This is a genomic window from Desulfurivibrio nitratireducens (genome assembly GCF_044068515.1).
Classification (GTDB): domain Bacteria; phylum Desulfobacterota; class Desulfobulbia; order Desulfobulbales; family Desulfurivibrionaceae; genus Desulfurivibrio.
Map to the genome: position 1 here is coordinate 1 of NZ_JBIPKI010000035.1, position 26,299 is coordinate 26,299.

Genomic DNA, 26,299 nt, shown 5'->3' on the forward strand with positions numbered 1-26,299 from the left:
TTAGCCCCGGTCATCAAGTCAGCAGACGGCGAAGCCCGCCACCTGACCATGGCCCGTTGGGGACTGATCCCCCATTGGGCCAAGGACCCGGCCATCGGTAATCGGCTGATCAATGCCCGAAGCGAGACGGTGCATGAGAAGCCGGCCTTCCGCAAAGCGCTCCGGACCAAGCGCTGCTTGGTTCCGGCCAGCGGTTTCTTTGAATGGTCCAAAACCGCCTCAAAGAAGGTGCCTTACTATATCAGCATGAAGGAAGGCGTTCCGATGGCTCTAGCCGGGATCTGGGATGTCTGGGATACTCCGGATGGCGAGGTGCTGGAGAGCTTCTCGATTTTGACCACGGCCGCCAACCGCCTGCTGCAGCCGATTCATGACCGGATGCCGGTCATCTGCCAACCCGCTGATTTCGCGCTCTGGCTGGACCAAACCGTCAACGACCCGGCCAGGCTCCAGCCGCTCTTGCAGCCCTGTCCCGCTGAACTGCTGCAATCCTGGCCGGTCTCGACCCTGGTCAACAACCCCCGGCACGATAGCGAGGAGTGCATCCGGCCGGTGACCAAGGCCTGAAACCACCCATCGCTAAGACACTACCGGCAACTCATGCCAGGAGGTGGTGTAGGCCGGCGACTTTCTCGTCTGCCGGTTCTTCCAGGACTTCCGGAAACCGGTGGCGGCACTGTGCAGGGTATCCCGTCCCCACAGTTGATTGATCCGGTCCATGGCGGCCATGAGCTTTTCCTGGCCTGGCCGGAGCGGATGGAAGAGGCGGGGCTGGACATAGCCGGCGTCAGCGAGATCCAACAGGACCACCCCCACCTTCTGGTAAGCGAAGCCGGCGCGGTAAATCCGGCGCAGGGCCTCGGTGGCCCGGCTGATCAATTCCGGGGTGGAGGCGGTGGGCTGAGCCAGGGCGACGGTCAGGCTGTTGGCGTACTGGGGCTCGCCGGGGCGAAAGCGATTGGTGGTGAGAAAGACCTGGAGGCAGCCGGCGTGCAGGTGCTGCTCCCGCAGCTTGGCGGCGGCCACGGAGACGTAAGTGGCCAGGGCCTCTCGCAACCCGCTCAGATCGCTAACAGGCTGGCCGAAGGAGCGCGAGGTGATGATCGATTTGTTGGGCGCCGGACTTTGTTCGAGCGGCAGACAGGAGACCCCCCGCAGCTCCAGGGCGGTCCGCAGACCGGTTACCGTCAGCTTTTTGCGCAGCCAGGCTTCATCGGCCTTGCTTAAAGCCAGGGCGTTACGGATGCCCCGGCCGGCCAGTTTCGCCGCCGACCGGTAGCCGATCCCCCAGACATCCTCCACCGCCAGGGCGGTCAGAAGCTCATCCCGCTCGCGGCCCGGTTCCGGCAGCACGAAGACCCCGCTGTGCTCCGGCTGTTTTTTGGCCACCCGGTTGGCGACCTTGGCCAGCGTCTTGGTGGGACCAAAGCCGATGGCAACCGGAATCCCGACCTGCTGGTGGATCGTCGCCCGGAGCCGGCGGCCGTTTTCCCGCAAGGCGGCCGAACTGGCAGCGGGCAAGCGGATAAAGGCCTCGTCGATGGAATAGACTTCCACCTCGGGTTCGAGCTGGGCGAGGATGTCCATGACCCGCTGGGAGAGATCGGCATAAAGGGGATAATTGGAGGAAAAGACTTCGACCTGGTGGGTGGCGATCAGGTGGCGGCACTGGAAAAAGGGCTCACCCATCTTGATTCCCAGGGCTTTGGCCTCGTTAGAGCGGGCGATGATGCAGCCGTCGTTGTTGGACAGCACCACCACCGGTCGGCCTTCGAGCCTGGGGTTGAACAGCCGCTCGCAGGAAACGTAGAAGTTGTTGCAGTCGAGCAGCGCGAAAACCCCGGCCATGGCCGTACCCTAGAGGGAGTGGATGACGGAGGTGACCACCCCCCAGATTTCGCCGGCGGTATCCTCGGTCAGTTCAATGGGGGGATAGTTGGGGTTTTCGGCCACCAGGCGGACCATGCCATTCTCTTGCTGCAGGCGTTTGACGGTCAGCTCTCCGTTAACCACCGCGATCACCACCTTGCCGCTGACCGGCTCCAGGGAGCGGTCCACCACCAGAATATCGCCATCGTGGATCCCGGCCCCGATCATGGAGTCGCCGGCCACCCGGACAAAGAAGGTGGCGGCCGGGTGCTTGACCAGGAAGTCATTGAGATCAAGCCGACTGTCGATATAATCGTCGGCTGGCGACGGGAAGCCGGCCGAAACCCCGCCGGCAAACAGGGGGCGTTTCAGCTCGGTCTGGCGGTCGAAGCCATAGACGGACTCGATAGTGGGGGAGGTTTTCATGGGGGTCATCTTACCAGACTTGGGGGGTGGGGCAAATGGTTCTTGCGCCAGGCCGGCATGCCAGGTTTTCATTTTTGTTGTATTGGGCTTAAGATGGCGTAAACTCCACCTTCAAATCGAGGCAACTACGATAGGCAAACATAATCCGCGACCTTGCGGGGAAAAATGGTTGAAAGATCTATGCTTGAAAAACACAAGGATGTGGCCAGGATTGACCAGGAAAGCAAGCGGACTCACGGCTGGTATGTTCGGGTGAAATTCATGGGCAAGACCCATACCAAGTTTTTTTCCGATGGCAAGCACGGTGGTCGTTATTCCGGACTGCTGAAGGCATTGGCCTGGCGTGACCATACCGAGATAAGTCTGGGCAAGATCCGTAGCGACAGGCATATTGTTACGGTAAGCAATACCAGTACTGGAGTAGTCGGGGTGCGACACAATGAAAAACTAAACCGTTACGAGGTGAGCTGGGTCACCCAAGAAGGCAAGCAGGGCAATACTTCCTTCTCCATCCGCAAGTACGGCAAAGAGAAAGCTTTTGAGCTGGCCTGCCGGATCCGGCAGGAGAAAGACGCGGAGCGCCTGGGACTGAATATAAGCCCCTCTTCCCATTGGAGCCGCCGCCCCAAGACCGGGGCACCAGTTCCGGCATAAGTTGTTCAAATAGCCCGGGCGACCAAGACCGCGGGAGCGGATGAAAAGATCTGACCAGCACCATAGACCAAACCAGCCACAAAAGCTGGAACAACTAAGATAGCCACGCCGGCCCCCAAAGCCCGGGGGCACGTTGAGGCTGTTCCGGCTAAATATTAGTATCCCACGCAACCTACTACGGCTGTTTGTCATCAAGTAAGTTTTTGGCCGAGTAATATTCCATTTGATCGATCGTAACTTAATTGAAAGGGCGGATAGTATGGAGAATGAATTTCACATAATTTTAGCTTATCAGGAACCAATCATCAGTTCAGAAGTTGTTGCTGACTTTGAGGGCGATATTCAGTCGCCAGGCTTGAATGTGAGGGTTGAGTCCTTGCCAATGATGGGGGCTCGAGCGGGAATTGAATTGCTATTGCCAACACTAATCGTTGTCTATTTCTTAAAGCCCTATTTTGAGTCGTTCTTGAGCGAAATGGGCAAAGATCATTACGCCATGGCAAAAAGAGCGTTATTAAATGTTCAAGCCAGGATAAAATCAAAGCTAGGTGGTCACATAAAAATATTCGTATCAGAAGGGAAACGTGTCGATCATGCAGTCAAGTTTTCACCATTCTTCTCTATCGAAGCTCAGTCACCCTTGGGTTATAGGGTCAAATTACTCATTCAAACAGAAATACAACTAGATCAATTTAATTTGGCAGTGGAGGCATACCTGCGTTTAATGGCGCAAAGTCATGGCATTGAAGAGCTTAGCGAACACTCTAAGCTGTTATTGAATATTAAGCCAACGGGGCCAGTATTACTTGTATGCTACGATGCAGAAAAGGGAGAGCTTAAGTACGTCAATCCAATACCTGAGCGAAAACAGCCCTAACATGTGCTAAAGCCGTTCACTACAATAAATCTGATACTCTCAGTTTCACCAACCGGTGCCTAGCTTTGCAGGTTAGCTAATAATATATTAATCACGTGGCGATAATTTCTGGAGAGTTGAGTAGCATTCAAGAGATCGCGGAAAAGTTGGCAGATGTGATCCTGCCAGACAAAATTAGCTAGGTTGAGGCCTCGGCACAGGTTCCTGCCGCCGTCGAGGCGTGCAGCAATCCGGCTGATTTCTAATCGGGTAAGGGGGACGTCCTCTCTTCCCCACCCCAAACCACCTGGCATGCTGGTCCACCAGGCGGTTTCGGTGAATCAATAAACCGTCTTCCACTCACCGCACTCGTCAACTTATTACCAGAAGTTGACGAGTATGGAATCGGCTCAATTCCAGGCGGGATAAGGGTTTAAGGGTAAATGTGGGGGAGAGGGGGAAACAATGGCTGGTTTTCTGGTCAACTTATTTGTATAGTTTAAGCAAAAGTTGACGAGAACCAACCATTCAGGTGAGAGCAATGCCAAACCCCAAAGGCAACCGGACCAAGATGGAGCCGATCCGCAGTCTCGAGGATGTGAAGACCATCAAAAAGCTGCTGATTGATCGCCCACGTGACTTCGCTCTGTTCGTGATCGGAATTAATACCGCCTTCAGGGCCTCTGATCTGCTGAACATTAAGATAGGTCAAGTGCGCCATCTTAAGCCGGGTGACGACTGGGAAACCGTCGAACGAAAAACCCAGAAGCGCCGCCGTATCACCTTTAACAATGCCTGCCAAAAAGCGGTCGCGCAACTGTTGGGTACCCGTGAATATGAAAACGATGATTTTCTCTTTCAGGGGCAACGAGGCAGACTCACGGTGGCCACGGTTAATCGCCTTGTGAAAGGCTGGTGCCAAACCATCAACCTGAAAGGGAATTACGGCTCACATACCCTGAGAAAGTCCTTCGGTTATCACCAGTACCGAACCTTTGGTGTCCCACTGCCGGACCTGATGGAAATTTTCAATCACTCGACCCAGCGCCAGACTCTCGAATATCTCTGTATTCAAGACGACGACATCCGCCGAATCTATATGACCAACGAACTGTAGCTAATCTTCTGGCGCTTAGGAAGCTGATGATCTTCATCTCCCCGGCGCACTTGGGGCAGGCGAGCGGGTCAACCTCCCAGACCTTTTTTATGCACTCCCGCCAAGTCGGGGACGGGATCTTGCGGGGGCGGTAGTCGGACACGTCCAGCACTTCCACCTCGGCCGGGGGTGGCGACTGGGCAGCGGAGGCGGCATCGGCCTGGCGATTCACCCTATCCCCCCGGCCCCGGTTTGAGTACCAGCCGTAGTAGCGCACCTTGTGGAAACCTCGTGGTGGCACATGCTGGAGGAAACGGGCCATGAACTGGGTGGCGGGCAGGGGCATGGTTCGCCACCGGTCATGCCCTTTGCGTCGACTTTGCCGATAGCTAAAGGTTACTTGGTCGTGGTCGCAAGTCAGGATCCGGTTGTTGGTGAGCGCAATACGGTGGACATAGCGGCCCAGGTAGCGCAAAACCAGCTCACAGAGGTGGCCCCGGTTCTTCGGATAGGCTGGGACAGCCAAAGCGTCTGCCAAGCTCAGCTGCGGTTTGCACGCCATTGAGTGCCTTCAAGACTTTGAACTCCTCTTTGTAACGGCTACGCTTGATATTGCTCTTCGGGGATCCTTTTTCGTCAGCCGTAGTGGTTAGCTGTCCACCTTAGCGCACTGTCCGAATACTGGGGGCCACCTCTGTTTTGTGGTCGGTTTTACCCCAACTAAATTCTTGACTTTGGGCCGACCAATATCCAGTATGAAGGCGGCAGCGCGACTATTATTCCACCCAGAGAGAGGAGGCTTACCGATGCGATTAGAGATGACGGCGAGACAGCACTGGGAGAAGACAAAGCCGAAAGAGACCGCGCAGATGAAGAAGGCGGGGACGTTCGACCAGACGATGAAGGAGATCGCCGAGCAGGCGAACCTGGCAGCGGCCGAGATGGTCGCCCGGGGCACGCCCCTGCAGACGGCGCTGGAGATAGTGAGAACGGAGCACATCCTGGCGCAGTAAACTACTTAATAACCGACGACACGCTCACTGACCCAAAGGGGACTGACGAGCGTTTCATCAACAACCTGGCCGCCCTCCGGGTGCTCAAGACCCTGGAGGAAGAAGGGCGGCAAGCCAATAAGGGCGAGAAGCACATCCTTGCCCTCTGCTCAGTTGGTTGTTTTTCTTGTATAATAATTTATGAGACAGCAGTGACACAAGAACCAAAACACGAAACGACATCAGATCCAGGTGTTATAGCCATGTACGACATGGGGGCCTACTGTTATAGTTTGCCTCCGGCGGCAATTATCATAAGCTCCTCTCTGCTCAGCTCGTAAATCGTTTTCTCTTTTCCCGAGGCGGTCGTTGCCATGTCGAGGCTGATAATCTTGGTGGACAACCGGGCCAATGCCCTTTGGGCATCGATTACAGCCAAATCCTCCTTGGTCTTCAACCGCGACGATACCAGCTCTTTGAGCAGGGTCTGCGGGTCAACAGCGCTCTTTTTTTTCTTCATGTCAGTTTTACCTCATCAAAGACTTTGCGGTACAGGGCCACCCAGGTAGCGTCAACAACCTCGCCGTCGACCTTGGCCATGGGGATCAGGGCCAAGAAGCTGGCAAATACCTCTTCCGGCACCTCGTTACTGTCGCACCATGTACGGGCGGCCTCCTTGAGGGCCTCAAGCTGTCCAGACATGACACTAACGGCTTTGAGCTGGTCTTTGGTGCTCTTGCAGTGTTTGAGAAAGTTGGGGTCAGTTGTCGCACCGCCGGCGTCGAGCCACCCCTTGGTATAGGCATGAGCCGCCAAAGTATCGCCGTAGATCAAGAGCAGTTCCCGCATCACGATGCCGGCAAGCAAGTTAAAAACACTCAACATTCGCTCGATGCCCAAAAAAGCTTTACTTTGCCCGCTCCCGCAGGGCGCGTGTTCGATCAGCCTTTCGGCCTCGGCATGATCACCCCGATTGATGGCGATAAAGTAGGCTACGGCCCGTTGGGTTGAGGGCAGGCTCTGATAGGTCTGGGGTCCAATTTTGGTCATTTCTCAAGTCCTCGCTTGGGCTTGAGCGCCAGTTCCAAGGCAGCCAGGCGCTCTTTTAATTCTGCGAGTTCTTCCACGCGGGCCAGGGTGCCCAGTCCTTGGAGAAGTTGAGCGGCCACGTCCGGTGGGCAGGAGCCCTCTGTGGTGGCGTTGATAATTTTTCTGCCGATCTCCACCAGATCCCCATCGACCGGGACATCCAGCATAACAGGTGCCTGCTGAGGCCGGTACTGTGGTAATATCCGCGATAGGCATACGTTGAGGGCCGCTACATCTCCCTCCAGGGCACGCTCGATGGCCTTGCCGACCAGTTCCTCGGATTTCTCCAGGAGTAGCTGGCGGGCAGGGTTTGATACCGGCCGCCCGGTCGGGTTGCCGCTGGCGCCGGGTTTCCATCGCCCCATTTTGTCCCGTGCTTTTGACGTGCTTTCAGGCATCTGCTATTCCTCCTTGGTTTCAGGTTCAGAGGGATTGATGAATTTGAAGATTTTTGCCTGAATCCTTGCTGCTTGTTCCTCCGTTGGAGCGTTGATCATGGTTTCCAGAACCTCAGCGTCGTCTCCAAGCACAAAAATGGCTTGTCCCATAATTTTACCTCCTTGGGGTAAATTCCTCGTCACGCCGCGGATTTTCCTGTCGCGACGCCAATAGTGACGTGATGCCGGATCATACCAGAGGGTGGTGGGGGGCTCAGCCTCTCCGTTCCGCTGTTTTTTCACTGTATTTTCAGCCATTGGTGTCTCCTTCTAGCTCAACCTGGCTCGCTGATAGCTTCCGCCACCGGGTCAGCACCGATCGTGGGAATACCGTCATTTACCTCTCTCTCCATTTTCTGCGCCCTTATGTGGCCCTCCTTTGCCGCAGGTTTAGTGGGTAGATCAGGCAACTTTCCGCCGCTCGACCAGCTCATCAAGCCAGTCAGTCCCCGGTTGCATTGGTAGCATCACTTCGACGTCGATCTGGCGCCGCACCTTCAGCTTGTGGGCCAGCTGGTAAGCGGCCGACTGCCCGGTATAGCTGGTGTCGTGGTCACCGAAGATTAAAATCTTACGCAGCGGGATACCTTCGGGGGGCTCCCAGGCAATCATCAGGTTGGCCGTGGTGGTGGCCCAGGTCGGTATGCCGTGGATCTCGTAGCAAGCCAGGGCGTTCTCAATCCCTTCGGCTATCCCCAGGCAATTATCTTCTGGGGGGAACAAGCGCACCGCCCGGCCGGTCAGGTCTTTGCCGGCCACGTTCGGGGTAACTTTCTTGGGGTCTGGAATCTCCGCCTTCCGGCCGTCCGGGGTCAAGTAGGTCCGGTGGATAGCCACCGCCTCACCGGTCCGGTTGGCAATCACTGCCAACATGGCCGGCATCTTCTGCCCACTGTCTTTCTCCAGTAAGGCCGGATGATACCGCAGGGTTTCCGGGCAGGCACGCAGGCCCCGGTTGATCAGATAGCGGCCGGTCAGATTCTCCCGGGATGCCCTCTCGGCCCCCTTGAAAATCTTGTGGGCCATCTGCGGGCTGATGGTCTTAGGTTTGCTGACCGTGTGCACCGGCTCCACTGAGCCCAGCAGCGGTGCCACCATCTCCAGGGCTGCCCGGAAGTCCACCCCTTGGGTTTCGCAGAGCAGCTTCCAGCCGTCACCGGCCCCGCAGGTGCAGATAAAGGTGCCCCGCCCGTTCTTGTCGTCGAAGCGGAAATTATCCTTGCCGCACAGCGGGCACGCGATATGCCGGCGGCCGTCACCGACCTCTACCCCGAAGTGGTTGAATATCCCCGGCCAGCAGCCGAGCACCTCCTCCTTTACCTTGTCGTAGTTAAGCCGCATTTCTCGCTCTCCTTCCGTTGTTCTTCTTGAGCCACAGATGCCTGATGAAGCGGTACAGCGTATCGTCCGGCTGTACCGGCGGAACATCGTTCATCCCCAGAGGGTTCACCCCGTATTTCTCACGGTATTTCCAGTAACACCAGCCAGGATCATAGCCTTTCTGCATGGCGTAATGCCGTAGCATCCCGTAGAATCGCCGTTGCTCCGCCATGCTGACCTTGGGCTTCAGCTCCCGCAGGTCGGCGTCGATGGCCTCTACCGGTTTTCCGAAGCTCTGGACCGGGCTGCCGCATTCAGGACACTTGGCTGAGCCACGGAAAACCAGGTCGCAGGATCGGCACTTGACCGATTTTACTTCTTTCTCCTGCTGGTGTTTCCGCTGCCGCCAAGCCTTCTTTTTCCCGTCCAAGACCCACTCGACCGGGTCGGTGATCAACCCGTGTTCCTCCACCACTCCGCCATGGTCCAGCAGGATGCAATCGGGAGCATCGGCCGACGGCCGCAGGCCTCGGCCCACGCATTGACGATAAAGCCCCAGGCTCTTGGTCGGCCGGGCCAAGACCACGCAGGAAATATCCGGTACGTCGGTCCCTTCCTGGTACAGGGCCACGTTGGAAATAACCTGGATATTGCCCCGCTCCATTTCCTGAAAGGCGTACTCCCGCTCTTCGTCGCTGCTCTGGGCCGACAGGTGGTAAGCGGAAACCCCCTGCCGCTTGAACTCCGCTGTTACCGCCTGGGAGTGGGACACGGTCACACAGAACACAATGGTCTTGCGGTCTGAAGCGTGTTTCAGCCAGTTGCTCACCACATCGCCCACCAGCTTCGGCTGGTTCATCCTCTTGGCCAACTCTCCGGTTTCGTAATCGCCCCTGACCACCTTCAGCTTTTCCAGGTCCGGCTTGCTCGGGCAGAAATACCTGCATGGCACCAGATAACCGCGAGCGGTCAACTCGGCTGGGGTCGATACCTCAATCAGGGAGTCAAACACTTCTCCCAGCCCCCGGCCGTCGGCCCGCATCGGCGTCGCCGTGCAACCAATCACTGTCGCCTTGGGGTAGTGCCGAAAGACATCCTGGTAAACCTTGCTCACCGCCCGGTGGCACTCATCCACCAGAATCAAATCGGCGGGGAAGTTGAACACCGTCTCGCCTTCGTCCAGCTTGATCCGCCGGCCGTAGGTCTGGATCGTTGCCAGTTGCACCGGCAGGGACAGGTCGGGTTTGTATCCGGCCATGATGATTCCGACCTTAGTAACACCATGAAAAGCAAAGGCGGCCCGGGTCTGCTCCACCAGGTTCCGGCGATGGACCAGGAAGAGAACCCGTTTACCTTTCTCCACTGCCAGGCGGGTAAATTCAGCATTTACGGGCGTCTTGCCTCCGGCGGTCGCCAGGACCATCCCCGTCCGCTTTTTCCCGGCGGCAATATTGTCCCGTACTTGGTCAACTGCACGCTGCTGGTAATCCCGCAAGATGAATCCCTGGCCAGGAGGAAGTAGATGCTCGATTCTGTATTGCTTGGTCATGTCTTAGCCACCATCAAACTTTTTACCTGTCGGCAGGTCCGGGAGGCCGCTGCGGGACAAGCGGGACACCCATGTAAGGGGTGTGTCCCGCTTGTCCCGGTCCCGCTTTGGTTCATGTCCCGCTGCTTCACTGCCTCGTCCCTTAAAAAAGACCGTATCAATTTGCTGTTCTCGCGCCCCAGATTCCGTGGTGACCAGGCGGAAATTTGATCTAATCTGCCCCGGAAGGGCCGTTCGTGTTTTTGGCGTGGTATCAGGCATTGGTTGTTACCTCGTTGTTTGCAGCTCCAGTTCCGGGAATGTCTGATACAGGAAATTGATGGTCTCGGCCCGGAACACCTTGAGCCGCTTCCGGGCCTCTACCTCCTGCATCTTTTTCGTGTCTAGGCCGCTCATGTCATAAACGCTGCTTAAAGCCTCTCTGGCGATGTTTTGCAGGTCGGCAGGTTGCCCCCCCCCCAGGGTCCAGTTCCACCGGCGCGTGCTCAGGGCCATATTCTGCCAGCCAGGCGCGGAGATTAGGATCACCCGGCACCAAAATGGGCCGCCGGGTATTTTTGCTTGTTCAAGGGCAGGTTTAAAAGAACCCCCATAGTGGCTTATCATGTAAACACGCACGTTTTCGTACCCATCCCCCAAGCGGTGCTTTTTCATAGCTTGCTGTTTTTTCGTCATGAGCTTTTACTTTAGGGTACGTTTTCGTTACCCTAAACCCTCTTCTATGGGTACGTTTTCGTGCGTGTGTATGGGTACGTTTTCGTGCGCTATTTTTGTTTTCCTGCCGTTGTAGCCGAGCCGCCTGGTGTCCGGTTCCCGGCTCCTGATTACCGTGCCGGGCCGCCAGAATCGCCAATCTTCCGTTAGGCCGTAGATGGTCTTGTCCTTTTTGTAAGCACCACCACGCCGAATAATTCGGATAAACCCATGAGCAAGAAGTTGATCCAGCGCCCGGGTGATCCGGGGCCGTTTAATGCCGCCCTTGGGTAGAGGGGCCAGGGTGCCGGACCCTTGATCCTTGAGTTGTTTTTCCCTTCTCTCGTAAAACTGCTCCAGCTCGATGAAGGTCATCGTGATGTTGTCGCGGTTCACGACCACCTTAGTGTTGGGGTCGATGTCACGTTTACCCAGGAACAGAATCAGGAGTTGCGGCGCGAATCCACCAAGCTCCAGGAAGGCCGGAGAAGTGAATAAATCACGTTCCAGCCAGGTGCCAGGCTGCATCTTGCGGGATTTTTTTTTGCCCCTATCCATGACCACCACCAAGAGCTCGCAGGAACTCGGCCGCTTGTGATGCTTGGCCATGATCGCCCAAACGTGCCGTCAAGCACTTGCATGACGGGGCCGATGATGGTATTATAATAAGCTGTTTTTGGGCCTCGCCACCGGTGCTTATCAGGGCTGCCGGGGCGGGGCCTTGTGTTTGGTGGGTCATAGATTAAGCCCCCCTACTGGCCGATAACGTCAGAGGGCCATGCGTCGGGCCAGAGGTTGCGTCCGTTCGGCAGTTTGATCGGGGTCAGTCCGAAGAAAGAGCCCTTTAAGCACAAATGCTTCCTGACGGTGAATGGGGAGTAGTCGAAACGCTCGGCCAGGGTCGCGGTCTTGATTCGCTTGGACGGATCAACAACGGTGGGGGTTTGCTTTGCCATGTTAGACACCTCGCGAAAAAGTTGCGCCGGGGGTTCCCGGCAATTCCCGTGTATGTCTATGGCTTTGGGCAAATAAAGGAGGGGGCTTATTTTCTTGAGGACTCAATAATCATCTAATCTTCTTGATTTAAGTCTTGTTCTGAGCTTAATTTTTTTAGAGATCACTTTTTTTGTTAGGAGATGCCTTTGGCTGACCTCTACCTGTCGGAGATAAGCAGCGCCCTGTCCGCTAGTATAAAAGTCCACAAGGTCGGGACAGGGATCATTTTTGGGGTCGCAGTTGCTTGTTTGCAAACATGAATCACAGGGTTTTCTCAAGTCTTTCGTCCCGATTATCACGTGCGCACGTGTAAACCTTTCTGCATCGTACGGATGGCCCTCAATCAGTTCATAGGCCCTGGCAAGTGAGTTCTTGACATTATTCTCCCTGATCCCTGTTTTTATGGAAATATGAAGGTAACTGTTTCGTTTCCGCCTTAGCTGCCAGACCTTCAAATGCCGCCAGATTTCTGGCCGATCCCGCCTGCTTTCATTGTTCCACTGGGTGTAATTTTCTGCAATCTCGTCGAGGCCTTTATAATCTTTCTGTTTTATTGGTAGTGTCAGTTTTCGTACTTTAGGATCCTGTGGTTTGAACGGAGTTTTTTTGTCATCATGTCCATGGGGGGCTTTACTCCTTGCTTTCATTGTTTTGGGAACTTCCTCTCTTAGTTCAGAAACTGTGTTTAGGTAGTTTTCTAGAGCTTCAATGATTTTTGATTTTCTACAAGCAATATCGATGATAAATAGGCGCTCTGAGGTCTTAAGCTCCAAAGGGTTATGAGGCGAGTAACGACGCAACGGGTAATGTTCAACAAAGAAATCAGCATCATCAGGCAGCGCCAACGTCAAGGGATCATGCCGGGTAAGAAAGACAACCGGCTGAGGGGGACTGTTGTCTGATATTTCATTGTAGGGGTTCAAGGCTGTTACGGTGGCCAGCAGTCCTTCTGCGTACCTGTTTTCTGTGCTAATGCCGCAGCTACGTAACCAAACAAGAAAGGGTCCTATTATTTCATCATCACCGAAGAAATCGTCTACGTATGCCCCCTCGATGTCTTCGCTTTCATTTTTCTCAGCAATTACAGCTAGAGCTTCTTTGCTGTATATATCCCAAAAATCGCGGAATAGACTATTTTCCTTCAACAGGGCCAGCCGTAATTTGTCAGACAAATGATCATGCCAAGGGACGGGAGAATCATCCATTATTTTCACCTTTAGTATACGGTTTATGACACGGTTGGATGCCGGTTAATATAACCAGCATAATTTGGCTACCCGCGGATGAGGGCGCTGTGCAGGGTCACCGCCCTTTGCAACCACTGGTCAAGGTGTTGCTCGAAAATTCATTCGGCGATGTTGCTGCATTACATTCGCTGTTTTATAAAAACACCTTGTAGCCGTTATTCAGGGTCATAGCCAGTAACTTGGCTCGCTCCTTACCGATGGGCCGCTAGCCATTTTCCATCGCGGTCGTATTCTTCCCATACCGACACATAGGTTAGTATCGCGTCAAGTTGTTTTCCGCCGGTCGGCCAGCTTCACCACTTCCGCCGGGGTTACAAGACCAGTCAGCAGATAGATTTCCCACCGTTCCAGGGCCGCCCTTTTCTCTTTCTCGTAGCCGTGGCGGTCGTAGTGCCGGGCCTGAACGCCTGAAATGCCGTGGCTCAACAGTTGCGCCCTAATGTCTTGAGTTACTCCGATTTTTGCCAGGTGGGTTTCGCAGGTCCGGCGAATGTCCCTCAGGTCGAAAGATTCCCCGGTCATTGCTTCGCTAATTTCCTTTGCCCGTTTGCCGGGGGTGCCGGTGTCGATCCTGCCGCCCTTCGGTGATTTGAAAATGAAGTCTTGCGGGCCGGTCACTTCGGCGGCCACCAGGGCGGCGGCATTATCGGCCAGGGGCAACAGGTGGGCGCGGGGGGTGGTTCTCTTGCCCTTGTGATCCCATAACAACAACTGCCGGGCTTCGGGGTCATAGTCGGCCCCGGTGGCCCTCATAAGCATTTCAAGGCGCTGGCCCCCGGCAAGCAAGGCCAATTTCAACAGCCGGTCGATTCGGTGCTTATCGTCCAGGTGTTCCAGGTAGGCGGCCAGTTCGGCGGCGGTCAGTACCCGGTTGCCGGGCTTCACTGGAATGGCCTTGATTCCTCGGGCGGGGTTGCTTTCGATTTGGAAGGCGATAAAGGCGGCGGCGGCGCTTGCGTCAGATTCAGCCGTCAAGGCAACCTCGAACGCGGCGTGAATGTATGCCCGGACAACTCCGGCCTGCCGCTGCTTCCCGGCTTCCATTACCCGGCGAACGATCTCGGCCACTTGGGAACGGGTGATTTCTCTTGCCGGAAGCTCGGCCAGGTGGGCGGGAACGTGGCACTTGAAAGCGGAACGGGCGGCAGCGGCGGAACGGTATTTCCCCTGCCGGGTCAGGTGGTCGCAGTAAAGGGCCAGCAATGCCCGCAGGGTGTGCTTGCTGGCCGCCTCGGCCTCTTGCTCGGCTTTTGCCTGTTCGGCCTGCTGGCGGGCCTGCTCGGCTGCTTCTCGGGCTTCTTCTTGTGCCGGGTCTTTGCCGTCGGTGATCCAGTTATTGAACCGGGCCGCCGTTGCCCTAGCTTCGGCCAAAATAGCGTTGCCCTTGCCAATGTCGGCCAGGTCGGCCGCTTGCAGCTCGGCTACAACGGTTTTGTGAAATAAGGGGCCGCCCTTTATCCGGCGCTGATAGATCAGGGCCTTTTTGCCCTGCCCGGTTACACGCAGCACCAGGCCGGGGGCTTCCTTGTCGCGGATCAGGGTTTGCTGGCGGGGGCGGCCCTTGCTGTCATTGGCGGGCCGAGCTTTCAAGATCAGGTCAGGCGACAGTTTCTTGGTCATGGCGTTTTCCTCTGGTTCCGTTTACAGGCCGTTTACAACCCATAGCAACAGAGGGGAACGCTTGTCAACTGATAAAAGAGGGGAATTGCTGACAAAAGGGGGGAAATGCTGTAAACGGGAACACTTGGCAACACTTGTCAACGGGGCAAAAATGAGACTCTTAATCAGTAGGTTTGGGGTTCGAGCCCCCGACGGCCCACCAGTAAAATTAAGAGGTTACAGGCATAAATGCCTGTAACCTCTTTTTTTATTTAGCACAGATTCTTCCCCTTTATTCACCCAGGAACACCGCACGATCAATTACCTTGTCCTGTCGCCGAAGATACCACAAACCCCGCTACCCGGACAAGGACAACCGCTCAGCACCACCGGCAGGGGGCCCCGGCCTTTGGGCCCGAACAAAAACACCCCGCTCCCCCCGGAAGCTGCTTTATTAATCTTCGGGGGAATTACCATTCCCGCCGCCGGGCCTTTTCTTGAAGATGCCGGGCCGGCCGGGCAAGGGGACAAAAAGATCCTGGCCGGCGGGCAGGCTCTCTTTGGCGCCGATCAGCAGATACCCGCCGGGAACCAGGGCGGCGGCCAGGCGCGCGGCGACCTGCCGCTGCAGGGCCTCGGCAAAATAGGTGAAGGCCAGGTTACGGCAGGCCACCAGGTGAAACCGGCCGGGGGGCGATTCCTGCCGGATATCCTGCTGGAGAAACCGCACCCCCTGCCGGTAGTCGGGGCGCAGACAGTACTGATCGCCGTGGCGGCTGAAGGCCGCGGCCATAATCTGCTCGGGCAGTTCTTTCAGGCTGCTCCACCCGTAACAGGCGGTGCGGGCCCGGCGCAACCTGGCCGGATCAGCATCGGTGGCGATCACCTCCAAGGCCAACTTGGCGGGGGCTGAGGGAAACTGATACCAGATCAGGGCCAGGGTATAGGGCTCTTCGCCGGCAGCGCAGCCGGCGCTCCAGATCCGGGCCCGCTGGGCCCCGGCCGCCACGGCCAACCGGTTGACGGCCGGCAGCACCTCGGCGGTCAACAGCCCGCAGAGCCGGCGATCCCGGTAAAAGCGGGATATGCCGATCCGCAGGAAGCCTTCCAGCCGGTGCCACTCGTCCGGCTCGAACTCCAACCGGTGCTGATAAGCGACCAGATCGGGCAGCTCCAATTCGGCGATCCGGCGCCGCAGCTGCTTGCAGACCTGCTGGTAAACCCGGCGATAACCCGCCCAGCGCAGATCCAGCCGGGGCAGAATCTCCTGCAGGAAGTGGACGCACTCCTCGTCTTTCATGGACCGTAGTACCCCCGCCGTGCTCCCCCGCCCCGATCCCGCCCCTTCTTTTTTGCCCGAACAGCGGCGCGGCCGGATTTTTTAATGACACCCCCTTGACAGCGGATTTCCATTCAGCTATGTTCTTATATAGTAATTATTCTTGATTGGGGGCGAGATGAAATGAAACAATGCAGCAAGGAACGGCTCGCCGCCTTTGCAGCCGCCTGCCGTCGGCGCGGCCTGCGACTGACGCCCCAACGGATGGAAATCTTCCGGGCGCTGGCCACCGCCACCGACCATCCCACGGCGGAACAGCTGCATGAGCGGCTACAGCGGAAAATGCCGACCCTTTCGCTCGATACGGTTTATCGCACCCTGGCCACCCTGACCCGGCACGAACTGGTCAACAAGGTCGACACCGTGGAAAGCCAGGCCCACTTTGAAGTCCAGGAAGATTCCCATCATCATTTAATCTGCCACCAGTGCCGAGAAATAAGCGATTTTGCCTGGCCCTTGATCGATGATTTCCAATTGCCCGAAGAAGTGAAATCCTGGGGCGAGGTCAACCGCAAAAGTGTCACAGTTTACGGTATTTGCCGGAAGTGCCGCGGCAAGCGATGAAAACGCTATCCCAAGCCCACGGAGCGCAGCTCTTGGCCATTTGTAGGCCTTTGGCCAGGGATGGTTCATAGACACTGATAGTTCCTGGAAGTTTTCCCTGTCAACCCAAACCTTATAAGGAGAACGCAGATGAGCGAAATCAGCAAATGCCCGGTAACCGGAAAAACCGGCGGCACCACCGCCGGCCGAGGCCCCTCAACCCGGGACTGGTGGCCCAACCAACTGAACCTGGGCATCCTGCACCAGCACGCCCCGGCCTCCAACCCCATGGATCCCGATTTCGACTACGCCGAAGAATTCAAAAAACTGGATCTGGCCGCCCTGAAGAAGGATCTGGTCGCCCTGATGACCAACTCGCAGGAGTGGTGGCCGGCCGACTGGGGCCATTACGGCGGCCTGATGATCCGCATGGCCTGGCACAGCGCCGGCACTTACCGGACCGGGGATGGCCGGGGCGGCGGCGGCACCGGCAACCAGCGTTTCGCCCCGGTCAACAGCTGGCCCGACAACGCCAACCTGGACAAGGCGCGCCGGCTGCTCTGGCCGATCAAGCAGAAATACGGCAACCGGATCTCCTGGGCCGACCTGATGATCCTGGCCGGCAACTGCGCGCTCGAGTCCATGGGCTTCAAGACCTTCGGCTTCGGCGGGGGCCGGACGGACATCTGGCAACCGGAAGAGGACATCTACTGGGGCGCCGAAGCCGAATGGCTGGGGGATAAGCGCTACAGCGGCGACCGCAAGCTGGAAAACCCCCTGGCCGCCGTGCAGATGGGCCTGATCTATGTCAATCCCGAAGGCCCCAACGGCAACCCCGATCCGGTGGCCTCGGGCCGGGACGTGCGGGAAACCTTTGCCCGCATGGGGATGAACGACGAAGAGACGGTGGCCCTGACGGCCGGCGGCCACACCTTCGGCAAGTGCCACGGCGCCGGTGATGCGAAGCTGGTGGGCCCGGAGCCCGAAGCCGCGCCGCTGGAGGAGCAGGGCCTGGGCTGGAAAAACGCTCTGGGCACCGGCAAGGGCGTACACACCACCACCAGCGGCATTGAAGGCGCCTGGAAACCCAACCCCACCACATGGGACATGGGCTACCTCAACACCCTGTTCAAATACGAGTGGGAGCTGGTCAAGAGCCCGGCCGGGGCCAACCAGTGGCTGGCCAAGGACGTGGCCGAAGAGGATATGATTGTCGACGCCCACGACCCGACCAAGAAGCACCGCCCGATGATGACCACCGCCGATCTGTCGATGCGCTTCGATCCGATCTACGAGCCCATCGCCCGCCGCTACCAGCAGAACCCGGAGGAGTTCGCCGATGCCTTCGCCCGGGCCTGGTTCAAGCTGACCCATCGCGACATGGGACCCAAGGCCCGTTACCTGGGCCCGGAAGTCCCGGCCGAAGACCTGATCTGGCAGGATCCCGTACCCGCCGTCGATCACCCCCTGGTCGACACCCAGGACATCGCCGCGCTCAAGGCCAGGGTTCTGGCCTCGGGGCTGGCGGTGGCGGAACTGGTGGCCACCGCCTGGGCCTCGGCCGCCACCTTCCGTGGTTCCGACTACCGCGGCGGCGCCAACGGCGCCCGCCTCCGCCTGGCGCCGCAAAAGGATTGGGAGGTTAACCAGCCGGCGCAACTGGCCAAGGTGCTGGGGGTGCTGGAAACCATCCAGCGGGACTTCAACGGCGCCCAGACGGGCGGCAAGAAAATCTCGCTGGCGGATCTGATCGTGCTGGCCGGTTGCGCGGCGGTGGAAGCGGCGGCCAAGGCGGCCGGATACGCCATCGAGGTGCCCTTCAGCCCGGGGCGCACCGATGCCTCGCAAGACCAGACCGATCTGGATTCTTTCGCCATGATGGAGCCCGAAGCCGACGGTTTCCGCAATTACCAGAAACAGGCCTACACCGTCTCGGCCGAGGAAATGCTGGTGGACAAGGCCCACCTCCTGACCTTGAGCGGCCCGCAGATGACGGTGCTGGTCGGCGGTTTGCGGGTCCTGGGCGCCAATCATCAAAACTCGCAGCATGGGGTGTTCACCCAGCAGCCCGGCAAGCTGACCAACGATTTCTTCGTTAATCTGCTGGATATGGCTACCGTCTGGCAGCCCGCCCCGGAGGCCCGGGACACCTTTGAGGGCCGCGACCGCCGGACCGGAGAGCTCAAGTGGACCGGCACCCGGGTGGACCTGGTTTTCGGCTCCAACTCCCAGTTGCGGGCCCTGGCCGAAGTCTATGCCCAGGATGACGCCCGGGAAAAGTTCGTGCGCGACTTCGTCGCCGCCTGGGACAAGGTCATGAACCTGGACCGCTTCGACCTCGTCTGATCATGGCCAAAGCGTCTTCATAAGCGCCCGCCCGGGCGGAAAAAACCGTAAATTAATCCGGCCGGGGGGGGGTTATCCCTCCCCCCGGCCCTTTTCCTTCCCATCCCCAGTCCCGGCCAGCAGGTCCGATTTGCATAAAGCGGGGCTGAAACAGTTATTTAACCACTTTTTGCCGTCAGTTGGCCGGGCAAAAAACTAATGCTGGTCACAAAAGCATACCGCAACAAAGTTGTCTGCCTGCACAGGAAAATAAGTCAAGAATTAAAAGGTAAGTGTATCTCAATTATCAGACCACCTTGCTCAACATTTCTGGCCTCTATACTGCCCCCATGCAACAAAATCGCCTGCTTGGCTATGGCCAGGCCGACTCCATTGCCGCCGCTGTCACGTCCCCGCGACTCCGCTACCCGGAATAGGGGTTTAAATATCTGCTCGAGATACTCCTGCGGTACGCCGGGGCCATGATCCCGGACGATAATTTCCGCATCATTCTTCCCTTTGGTAATACTGATTTCAACAGCACTGCCGTTTACCGTATAATGCAAGCCATTGCGAATAACATTTTCCAAGGCCTGCCGAAGCATCTCCTCGGAACCAGTCACTGTAATCTCATCAAAGTTTTGTATTTCTACCCTTTTGCCCTTGTTGGCAGCCTCGAAGTCGGCATCTTGAACAATCTCCCGCAGCAATTTGTCAAGGCTCACCGGTTCGTTGACAAAGTCGTCTATTTTACCCTCAAGCTTGGTCAGGATTAGGAGCTGACTTATGAGTTCGCTAAGCCGTTTAGATTCTTTCTCAATTCTTGCCAAATATGGCTCCGCTTCGCTGAACCGTTGCCGGGCCAATTCCAAAGCAATATTCTGCCTGGCCAACGGGGAGCGCAGCTCATGGGAAACATCTCTTACCAGGCGCTTCTGAGACTGGATTAAAGACTCGGTCTGTTCAGCCATAACATTAAAATCATGGCTTAATTCTGCAATCTCATCCTTCCGGTAACTGGAATATTCAGCTCGGGCCGAGAAATCGCCATTGCTAATCTGCTGGGTGGCCTTGCGCAGATTACGAATCGGTGCAGTCAGCGAACGAGCCAACAGGTAACAGCCGCCCCAAGCAATAAGTACCATAATAATAAGGGGGGCGCCAAAGCGATGACGAAAAAACATTAACCATTGCCAGATATTTCCTGTTTTATCGTCTGCGATTTCAAACGGCATCATTCTTGCTGTACTACCTACAAGAATCATGCTCTGCCCCTCTTTGGTAAAAAGAGGCAACGCCGCAATGATTTCCCTCTGTAATATTTTGTATTGGATATCACGAGTATCGCGGGAAAAAATGGCGAGATCAGCAGCACCCTGCGGCAGCTTGCCGCCTGCTAGGTTGCTATTGTCTTCTTGCAGCAAAAAAATTCTAATATAATGTCGCGTTTCAATATCCTGCAAATAACCTATTAATGCTTCCTGGCCCCCGTTTTCAATGATCTTCGTTACCGCGAAGCCGGTTGCCGAAAGGGAATTGATCAAGGTTTGAACCTGATTGAGTTCCATCCGGCTTTGCAGCTTACCATAGGGGCCAACTTGAGATCCAAGTGAGATAACCAACGTGATAATGCTGGAGAACAATGTAATCAGAATAAAGCTCAGGAAAATTTTACAAAAAAGGCTACACATGATCACCTTTCCTTAGTGGTTGGGTATAAAGATAGCCAATGCCACGTATACTTTTGATCCGTTCCCGGTTATCCACATAACGCCCCAACTTCTTGCGCAGGCTACTTACATGAACATCGATACTGCGGTCAAAGATCTCAAGCTTGCGACCTAAAACCTTTTGGCTCAGCTCTTCTCGTTTAATCACTTGGCCAGCATTTTTCAATAACTCATAAAGCAAGAAAAACTCGACAGCCGTAACATCAATGATATTGTTATTCTGCCTCACACTCATTGATCCTAAATCAAGAACGATATCATCAGTTTCAAACAGTGACGGACTTTCCAATGGCTGCTTTTCTCTCAGTTGGGATCGGCGCCATATAGCCTGAATCCTGGCCACAAGCTCGCGAGGATTAAAGGGTTTGGGCAGATAATCATCCGCCCCCATCTCCAGGCCAACAATTCGGTCGGTATCCTTACCTCTGGCGGTAAGCATTAATACCGGAATCTGCGAAAACATCCTAAGCTTTTGCAGTAACTCAAATCCCGTCATCCCAGGAAGCATCACATCAAGAACGACCAGGCTGTGTTCTCCAGATAAGGCCCGTCGCAAACCGCTGTGTGAAGTATGCACCGTTTCTACACTAAACCCTTCTGGTTGTAGAAATTCTACCAACAACTCACAAAGTTCCTCATCATCATCAATGATTAAAATTTGCTTCATGTCGATTAAACCTGAGTTATGGTCAGATCTGGCTTACGGTTGAATCCGTGACCTGTTTCCTCGCCTCTCGGTCTTAGAGCTTGTCCTTGGGATTCAAAAACCCGAGGGGCGTTGTGCAGTCTTTGGTCGTTGTGATACACGATGTTGCCGGCAATCTGGTTCCAGGTCTCCGCAAGGAACGGAACCGCCTTGAGAGGTCGCCCCGATTATTCGGACAGTTTTTTTACCAATATACTTCATTCCGGCGCTTTGTCGTCCAAGCTGGAGTGAACAATGGGTGTTGTTGAGGTTGTGCCAACGCTGGCGGCCCTGCCGCACCTGGCTACTCACAGGAAGCACGGAAGTATCAAATAAATGCATTAATATTTCAAGGCTTTTATGATGCTAGAAATAGGAACGCATCCGCAATTCGAGCCGCCAGCGACTAAGACGCTCGCCGAATTCGCTGCCACTGGCGCCGGTCAGTATCGCCAGGCGGCCGCGCAGTTCCACATTGCTGATGCCGGTATAGCTTACCTCGGGGATGATCGAGGCGCTGTGATCCTGCAGGTTGATAAGTGTGGTCACCCCGGTACCCCAGTACAACGCCCCCCACGGCTCGCTCTGGCGCAGCCGCATATAGAGGTAGTCGCGCATCGCCTGGGACGCCCCGTACCCCTCGCGCCGGGCCTTGGCCAGTCTGCCTTGCAGCAGCGGGTCGCTGTTCGCGCTCTGCGCCAGCGTGTGGTACTCCTCCATTTCCGTCCCGCTGTAACCGGTACCGCGCCGAAAGTACTCTACCACCCACGTGCGTTCCGTCTCAGTCTGATAGCGGATCCCGATCAGCAGATCGACCGGATCGGCTTTGCGCGTGGCCAGCTCGCCATCGGCCGAGACCACCCCGACCTCGCGCCGCTGGAACCAGGCCATCTCGGCGTGAATCTCGAAATGGGGCGCCAGGTTGCGGGCCATCCCCATCCCGATGCTTCCCGGCCGGCTGCCATTGCCCAGGGCGGTCAATTCGATGTCGGTGTCCCTGTAGAGCATATAGAGTCGCGCTGCCAGGTTCAGCCGCTCTCCCTCACCGAAGCCGGAATTGATCTCGTCACTGACCGGCAGCAACACCGGGGTGAAAGCGAGGGTTTGCAGCGGCCCGGGCCGAGTGGTGACGTGTTCGAGAGAGGCCATGGTAAAGCCCTCCCGCGTCAGATCGGGATCGAGGGGGTCTTTGGGCCGTTCGAGAAAGGCAATCGGGTTCCAGGCGTAACCGTTGCCCCAGCGCAGAGTGCGCTTGCCGGCCTGCAGGGAGAGGCGGTCATCCCGTGGAATATGGGCGTAGAGCTCGTTTATAGTCGCATCATTGCGGGTTTCGAAGCCATCGTCGACGGCCACTGCCTGGGCCCGTCCGTGCAGGGTGGCCTGCGACCAGCGATAGAGGCCGGAAAGCTCGAGTTGGCCGCGGTAGCGATTTAGGCTGTCCGGGATGCCGCCATCCCGGTAGGCCAAACGTGTCGCGGTAGCGTCGCGATTGAGGCGCAGGTATTCGGCCCCCAGTTCCAGATAACCCCCCACTTCCCAAGGAGGCCGCTCATAGGCGGCAGGGTCGAAGGTGAATTCCATCTCGGCGGCGGCCAGGCTGCCGGCCGGAAGCCATAACAGCCACAGCAGCCAAGGCAGGCCTTTTGTCATTGGCGCATCTCTCCGATCCTGGGCATGAAGCTCAGGGTGAAGATCTCATCCGGAAGCTCGCGCGGTCGTATACCCGAGAACAACATCACCGAGCGGTAGCCCTCCTGCAGCGGACTGGTGGTCTCCAGCGTAGCGGGACGAACCACGCCATTGCCGAAATCGATGATGTTGCTGTATTGCAGGGTCTTGATCAGCAGACCGCTCGCGGCGTATGCCTCGATGGTGAGCGGCGAGATGGTTTCCCTGTCCACCCACATCTTCAGCCGGTCATAGGCCACCGCCGGGCTACGGGCGGCGAGTTCCAGCACATAGTGTCGCTCGTCCTCCTCCAGCAGCGTGGCGGTGTACTCGACACTGAAATCGAGGCGCAGAATATCGCTATTGCTGAAGATCCCACCGGTCACCGACTGCAGGCTGGTGATGCGGATCGGGCGGCCCACCGCGGGGATATAGAGCCACATGTTCTCGCCCAGGCGCAGCGTGCTGCGACCGCGTTCCGAGGGTGGGTCGAGAAAGACGGCGGCCATCTTGTCGGTTCCCTTGCGCACGGTGTAGAACACGAATTCCCGGTGCCGCCCATCCGGTTCGATATTGATGATCTTGCGGTACATCTCGTACGAAGAAGGCTGCAGTCGCCGATCCACCTCCTCCAGCAAGGCATCGGCGTTGATCGCCCAGAGCGGAGCCGGTGCCAGCAGCCACAGCACGGCGCCCAGCCAGGCTGTTGTCAGGAATCCCTTCATGGCTGAGCCACCTCCAGTGCCTGCGAGGCCTCGCCTTGCGCGGTGATCCCGCGGATCTCACGGGTGCGCAGGGCCTGGGCCAGTTTCGGACCAATCTTGCCTGCCACCAATACCTCTACTCCCTGCTCGGACAGCACCTCCGCCAGCCTGGTGCCGGCATCACGTGGTGCGTCGGCCACCGGATTGGTAAAGGCCTCGAGCAGCGCGCCCTGTTCATCAAAGATCAGGATATACGGGGCGCGTGCCGCCACCGCACTGATGGGGCTGTCTGCCACTGGCGCCTCGGCGGCGACCGCCCAGCGCCACTCGGCCGCAATAGCGTTGGTCGAGATGAGCAGCCCGACCAGAACCCATGCCAGGAGCGGGAAAACAGGCTTTCCTTTGTGTTTCATGGTGCACCTCTGTCAGGTGTGTCGCAAGGCAGTAATCGGGTCCATGCGGGCCGCCTTCCAGGCCGGCTGCAGGCTGGCCACGGCGGCCACCAGGATGACGATGGCACCTATGGCGAAGATCTCCCCCGGCGCCAGCGAGGGAGCCAGCACGACGTGCTGCCGCCCGAAGGCGAAGCTGACCTGCCAGATGTTCAGCGCCTGCACGATAGTCAGGCTGATCAGGGTGCCGACCACAGTGCCGATCACCGCCAGCAGCACTCCTTCGCCGACAAAGAGCATCATGATGCGGCCCGGTTGCGTGCCCATTGCCGCGATGGTGCCGATCTCGCGCACCCGCTCGTAGACCGCCATGAGCATAACGTTCATCACCGCGATCAATACAATGCCGACCAACATGACACGGATAAAGAGATCGAGCAGATCGATCATGCGGACGATGTTGGCGAAAGGGGCGAGCTGATCCCAGCCATGCACCTCCAGCAGGGACATACCGGCGGGGGTGCGCATGGTGGCCAGGGCCTGTTCCAGCCGTGTCTTGACTAGCTCAAGCCGTTCCGGCTCGTGCAGGCGCAGGGCGATCTCGTTGATCTCGGCCTGCTCCAGGCGCAGCAACTCGCGGGCATCGTCCATGTGCAGGTAGCCATCGCGCCCGCCCGGGCCGGTGACCGCCTCCAGGATACCGCGCACCACGAAGGTACGGCCGTTGACCGAACCGTCGACATTGGTGGCCACGAGCACCACGGTATCACCCACCTCGACCTTCATGCCGCGGGCCAATAACTGCGGGATCAGCAGTTCCCCCGGGGCCAGCAGGCCGGCGGTTTCGCCCTCGACCATGCGACCGGCCAGCAGCGGCATCGCCGCCATCTCCCGTTCCGGCAGCACGCCGTTCAAACGGATGCTGGTGGTCTCGACAAAATTGCTGAACATCGCGCCGAACTTCAGGCGCGGCGTCACTGCCGCCACCTCGTCCATGCCTGCCAGCACCTGTTCCACTTCCTGCAGCTGCTTCGGCGCCAGGTTGAGATTGAGCGGCAGGTTTTCCAGCGAGGCGACGTAGCCGCGCTTATGCACCTGGAGGTGCCCCAGCATCGAATCGGTGATTTGGCCGATCATGATGTTCTTGAACGAGGCCGAGACCGCGACGAACGACAGCACCGCCACCATGCCCAGCACGATCAGGCTCGAGGTCAGCAGGCTGCGCCGCCAGTAGCGGGTCACATTGCGTGCCGATAGACGCAATATTTTGTTCATTGGGCACCTCCCGTCGAGCTGACCAGACTGCCGTCCTCGAGGGCGAACAGGTGTTCCGCCTCATCTACAATGCGGGGATCGTGAGTGGAGAAGATGAAGGTCGTGCCGAACTCGTCACGCATCTTCTTCATCAGCGTGATGATGCGTCGGGCGGTCTCCTTGTCGAGGTTGGCGGTCGGCTCATCCGCCAGCACCAGTTTGGGCCGCGAGGCGAGGGCACGCGCCACTGCGACACGCTGCTTCTGCCCGCCGGAGAGCTGATCGGGGCGCTTGTCAGCCTGCTCGGTGATCCCCGCCGCCTCCAGCAGCTCCGCCACCCGTTCGCGCCGTTTGCCCGCCGGCCAGTTCTGTACCATCATCAACGGATACTCGATGTTCTCTGCCGAGCTCAAGACCGGGATCAGGTTGAAATCCTGAAAGATGAAGCCCAGGTGCTCGCCGCGAAAGCGGGCCGCCTCGCGCCGGCTCAGCCCCGCCACCTCAACATCCAGCACACGCAACATGCCGCTGCTGGGCTTATCCAGACAGCCGATCATGTTGAGCAGGGTGCTCTTGCCGCTGCCCGACGGGCCGACAAAGGCGACAAAAGCACCAGCTTTGATGGCAAAGTCGACGCTGCGCACCGCCGCGATATCGATATCACCGCTGCGATAGATCTTCGACAGCCCGGAGGCCACCACCAGAGTCATGTTTTTCTCCTTGCAGAACGGGGAATGAATACTAATGGGAAGTGCAGGACAACCTTTTAACTGCTAAGTGTTGAGTGCCAGGACATCGATAACGGTTTTTTGTGCCACGACATCGCTGACAATCTG

At 57.4% G+C, this 26,299-nt stretch carries 29 protein-coding genes; 7 read left to right on the forward strand and 22 right to left on the reverse strand.

The features are described 5' to 3' along the window. The coding region (locus ACHHTY_RS08945) for an SOS response-associated peptidase (RefSeq protein WP_395493768.1) at positions 1–567 on the forward strand (567 nt) is incomplete at its 5' end. 12 nt (positions 568–579) lie between these two features. On the opposite strand, the gene ACHHTY_RS08950 is transcribed toward ACHHTY_RS08945, so the two are convergent. Together ACHHTY_RS08950 and ACHHTY_RS08955 are read right to left on the reverse strand one after the other, a co-directional pair. Continuing rightward, the gene (locus ACHHTY_RS08950; protein ID WP_395493769.1) at positions 580–1,848 is read right to left on the reverse strand and encodes a Y-family DNA polymerase; all 1,269 of its coding nucleotides are present in this window, start codon (positions 1,846–1,848) and stop codon (positions 580–582) included. A gap of 9 nt (positions 1,849–1,857) precedes the next feature. Beyond that, complete coding sequence (locus ACHHTY_RS08955; RefSeq protein ID WP_395493770.1) at positions 1,858–2,295, reverse strand: LexA family protein; 438 nt, start codon at positions 2,293–2,295, stop codon at positions 1,858–1,860. A gap of 180 nt (positions 2,296–2,475) precedes the next feature. On the opposite strand from ACHHTY_RS08955, the gene ACHHTY_RS08960 reads away from it, so the two are divergent. The 3 genes from ACHHTY_RS08960 to ACHHTY_RS08970 all read left to right on the forward strand — a co-directional run bounded on the left by ACHHTY_RS08960 (position 2,476) and on the right by ACHHTY_RS08970 (position 4,922). After that, positions 2,476–2,949 carry an AP2/ERF family transcription factor gene (locus tag ACHHTY_RS08960; RefSeq protein WP_395493771.1) on the forward strand — a complete coding sequence of 158 codons (474 nt, stop codon included), beginning with the start codon at positions 2,476–2,478 and terminating at the stop codon, positions 2,947–2,949. A 259-nt stretch (positions 2,950–3,208) separates the two neighbouring features. Then, positions 3,209–3,826 (forward strand): hypothetical protein, encoded by a 618-nt coding sequence (locus ACHHTY_RS08965; protein WP_395493772.1) that lies wholly within the window; start codon positions 3,209–3,211, stop codon positions 3,824–3,826. A gap of 520 nt (positions 3,827–4,346) precedes the next feature. After that, positions 4,347–4,922, forward strand: a complete 576-nt coding sequence (locus ACHHTY_RS08970) for a tyrosine-type recombinase/integrase (protein WP_395493773.1) — start codon at positions 4,347–4,349, stop codon at positions 4,920–4,922. Here the strand turns inward: ACHHTY_RS08970 and ACHHTY_RS08975 are convergent. Continuing rightward, a complete protein-coding gene (locus ACHHTY_RS08975; protein WP_395493774.1) occupies positions 4,834–5,463 on the reverse strand; it encodes a transposase in 630 nt (209 codons plus the stop codon). The two genes, ACHHTY_RS08970 and ACHHTY_RS08975, sit on opposite strands and share 89 nt — an antisense overlap. Before the next feature lie 244 nt (positions 5,464–5,707). Here ACHHTY_RS08975 and ACHHTY_RS08980 point away from each other — a divergent pair, with 244 nt between their 5' ends. Beyond that, positions 5,708–5,914 carry a hypothetical protein gene (locus tag ACHHTY_RS08980; protein ID WP_395493775.1) on the forward strand — a complete coding sequence of 69 codons (207 nt, stop codon included), beginning with the start codon at positions 5,708–5,710 and terminating at the stop codon, positions 5,912–5,914. Positions 5,915–6,179: 265 nt separating this feature from the next. Here the strand turns inward: ACHHTY_RS08980 and ACHHTY_RS08985 are convergent, their stop codons facing one another. From ACHHTY_RS08985 to ACHHTY_RS09040, 12 genes are all read right to left on the reverse strand, one after another. Further along, positions 6,180–6,413, reverse strand: coding sequence for a hypothetical protein (locus ACHHTY_RS08985; RefSeq protein WP_395493776.1), 234 nt, complete (start codon positions 6,411–6,413; stop codon positions 6,180–6,182). Next, positions 6,410–6,943, reverse strand: coding sequence for a hypothetical protein (locus tag ACHHTY_RS08990; RefSeq protein ID WP_395493777.1), 534 nt, complete (start codon positions 6,941–6,943; stop codon positions 6,410–6,412). The genes ACHHTY_RS08985 and ACHHTY_RS08990 overlap by 4 nt, the downstream gene beginning before the upstream one ends. After that, positions 6,940–7,380: a hypothetical protein gene (locus tag ACHHTY_RS08995; protein ID WP_395493778.1), complete on the reverse strand. Its 441-nt coding sequence runs from the start codon at positions 7,378–7,380 to the stop codon at positions 6,940–6,942. The genes ACHHTY_RS08990 and ACHHTY_RS08995 overlap by 4 nt, the downstream gene beginning before the upstream one ends. A gap of 3 nt (positions 7,381–7,383) precedes the next feature. Further along, entirely contained in the window at positions 7,384–7,677 is a 294-nt protein-coding gene (locus ACHHTY_RS09000) for a hypothetical protein (RefSeq protein ID WP_395493779.1), read from the reverse strand. A gap of 144 nt (positions 7,678–7,821) precedes the next feature. Next, positions 7,822–8,760, reverse strand: coding sequence for a DUF7146 domain-containing protein (locus tag ACHHTY_RS09005; protein WP_395493780.1), 939 nt, complete (start codon positions 8,758–8,760; stop codon positions 7,822–7,824). Beyond that, positions 8,750–10,288, reverse strand: coding sequence for a DEAD/DEAH box helicase (locus tag ACHHTY_RS09010; RefSeq protein WP_395493782.1), 1,539 nt, complete (start codon positions 10,286–10,288; stop codon positions 8,750–8,752). Before ACHHTY_RS09010 ends, ACHHTY_RS09005 begins: the two co-directional genes overlap by 11 nt. 267 nt (positions 10,289–10,555) lie before the next feature. Further along, complete coding sequence (locus ACHHTY_RS09015; RefSeq protein WP_395493783.1) at positions 10,556–10,963, reverse strand: hypothetical protein; 408 nt, start codon at positions 10,961–10,963, stop codon at positions 10,556–10,558. Positions 10,964–10,990: 27 nt separating this feature from the next. After that, positions 10,991–11,590, reverse strand: a complete 600-nt coding sequence (locus ACHHTY_RS09020) for a hypothetical protein (protein ID WP_395493784.1) — start codon at positions 11,588–11,590, stop codon at positions 10,991–10,993. Between the two features lie 143 nt (positions 11,591–11,733). Then, positions 11,734–11,937 (reverse strand): hypothetical protein, encoded by a 204-nt coding sequence (locus tag ACHHTY_RS09025; RefSeq protein WP_395493785.1) that lies wholly within the window; start codon positions 11,935–11,937, stop codon positions 11,734–11,736. Between the two features lie 102 nt (positions 11,938–12,039). Next, positions 12,040–13,182: a hypothetical protein gene (locus tag ACHHTY_RS09030; RefSeq protein WP_395493786.1), complete on the reverse strand. Its 1,143-nt coding sequence runs from the start codon at positions 13,180–13,182 to the stop codon at positions 12,040–12,042. A 306-nt stretch (positions 13,183–13,488) separates the two neighbouring features. Further along, complete coding sequence (locus ACHHTY_RS09035; RefSeq protein ID WP_395493787.1) at positions 13,489–14,844, reverse strand: tyrosine-type recombinase/integrase; 1,356 nt, start codon at positions 14,842–14,844, stop codon at positions 13,489–13,491. Between the two features lie 433 nt (positions 14,845–15,277). Beyond that, positions 15,278–16,123, reverse strand: a complete 846-nt coding sequence (locus ACHHTY_RS09040; protein WP_395493788.1) for a CheR family methyltransferase — start codon at positions 16,121–16,123, stop codon at positions 15,278–15,280. Positions 16,124–16,285: 162 nt separating this feature from the next. Between ACHHTY_RS09040 and ACHHTY_RS09045 the strand changes: the two genes are divergently transcribed. Next, positions 16,286–16,726 (forward strand): Fur family transcriptional regulator, encoded by a 441-nt coding sequence (locus ACHHTY_RS09045; RefSeq protein ID WP_395493789.1) that lies wholly within the window; start codon positions 16,286–16,288, stop codon positions 16,724–16,726. Between the two features lie 129 nt (positions 16,727–16,855). Beyond that, on the forward strand, positions 16,856–19,051 hold the full coding sequence (katG, locus tag ACHHTY_RS09050; RefSeq protein ID WP_395493790.1) for a catalase/peroxidase HPI: 2,196 nt from the start codon (positions 16,856–16,858) through the stop codon (positions 19,049–19,051). A 254-nt stretch (positions 19,052–19,305) separates the two neighbouring features. Here the strand turns inward: katG and ACHHTY_RS09055 are convergent, their stop codons facing one another. The 7 genes from ACHHTY_RS09055 to ACHHTY_RS09085 form a co-directional block, all read right to left on the reverse strand. Further along, positions 19,306–20,721 carry an ATP-binding protein gene (locus ACHHTY_RS09055; RefSeq protein ID WP_395493791.1) on the reverse strand — a complete coding sequence of 472 codons (1,416 nt, stop codon included), beginning with the start codon at positions 20,719–20,721 and terminating at the stop codon, positions 19,306–19,308. Further along, positions 20,714–21,427, reverse strand: a complete 714-nt coding sequence (locus ACHHTY_RS09060) for a response regulator (RefSeq protein WP_395493792.1) — start codon at positions 21,425–21,427, stop codon at positions 20,714–20,716. The genes ACHHTY_RS09055 and ACHHTY_RS09060 overlap by 8 nt, the downstream gene beginning before the upstream one ends. Positions 21,428–21,811: 384 nt before the next feature. Next, positions 21,812–23,095 carry a hypothetical protein gene (locus ACHHTY_RS09065; RefSeq protein ID WP_395493793.1) on the reverse strand — a complete coding sequence of 428 codons (1,284 nt, stop codon included), beginning with the start codon at positions 23,093–23,095 and terminating at the stop codon, positions 21,812–21,814. Beyond that, positions 23,092–23,838, reverse strand: a complete 747-nt coding sequence (locus ACHHTY_RS09070; protein ID WP_395493794.1) for an outer membrane lipoprotein-sorting protein — start codon at positions 23,836–23,838, stop codon at positions 23,092–23,094. Before ACHHTY_RS09070 ends, ACHHTY_RS09065 begins: the two co-directional genes overlap by 4 nt. Further along, positions 23,835–24,230, reverse strand: a complete 396-nt coding sequence (locus ACHHTY_RS09075) for a NifB/NifX family molybdenum-iron cluster-binding protein (RefSeq protein ID WP_395493795.1) — start codon at positions 24,228–24,230, stop codon at positions 23,835–23,837. Before ACHHTY_RS09075 ends, ACHHTY_RS09070 begins: the two co-directional genes overlap by 4 nt. Positions 24,231–24,242: 12 nt before the next feature. Then, a complete protein-coding gene (locus tag ACHHTY_RS09080; protein ID WP_395493796.1) occupies positions 24,243–25,484 on the reverse strand; it encodes an ABC transporter permease in 1,242 nt (413 codons plus the stop codon). Beyond that, positions 25,481–26,173: an ABC transporter ATP-binding protein gene (locus ACHHTY_RS09085; RefSeq protein ID WP_395493797.1), complete on the reverse strand. Its 693-nt coding sequence runs from the start codon at positions 26,171–26,173 to the stop codon at positions 25,481–25,483. The genes ACHHTY_RS09080 and ACHHTY_RS09085 overlap by 4 nt, the downstream gene beginning before the upstream one ends. Positions 26,174–26,299: the final 126 nt, after the last annotated feature.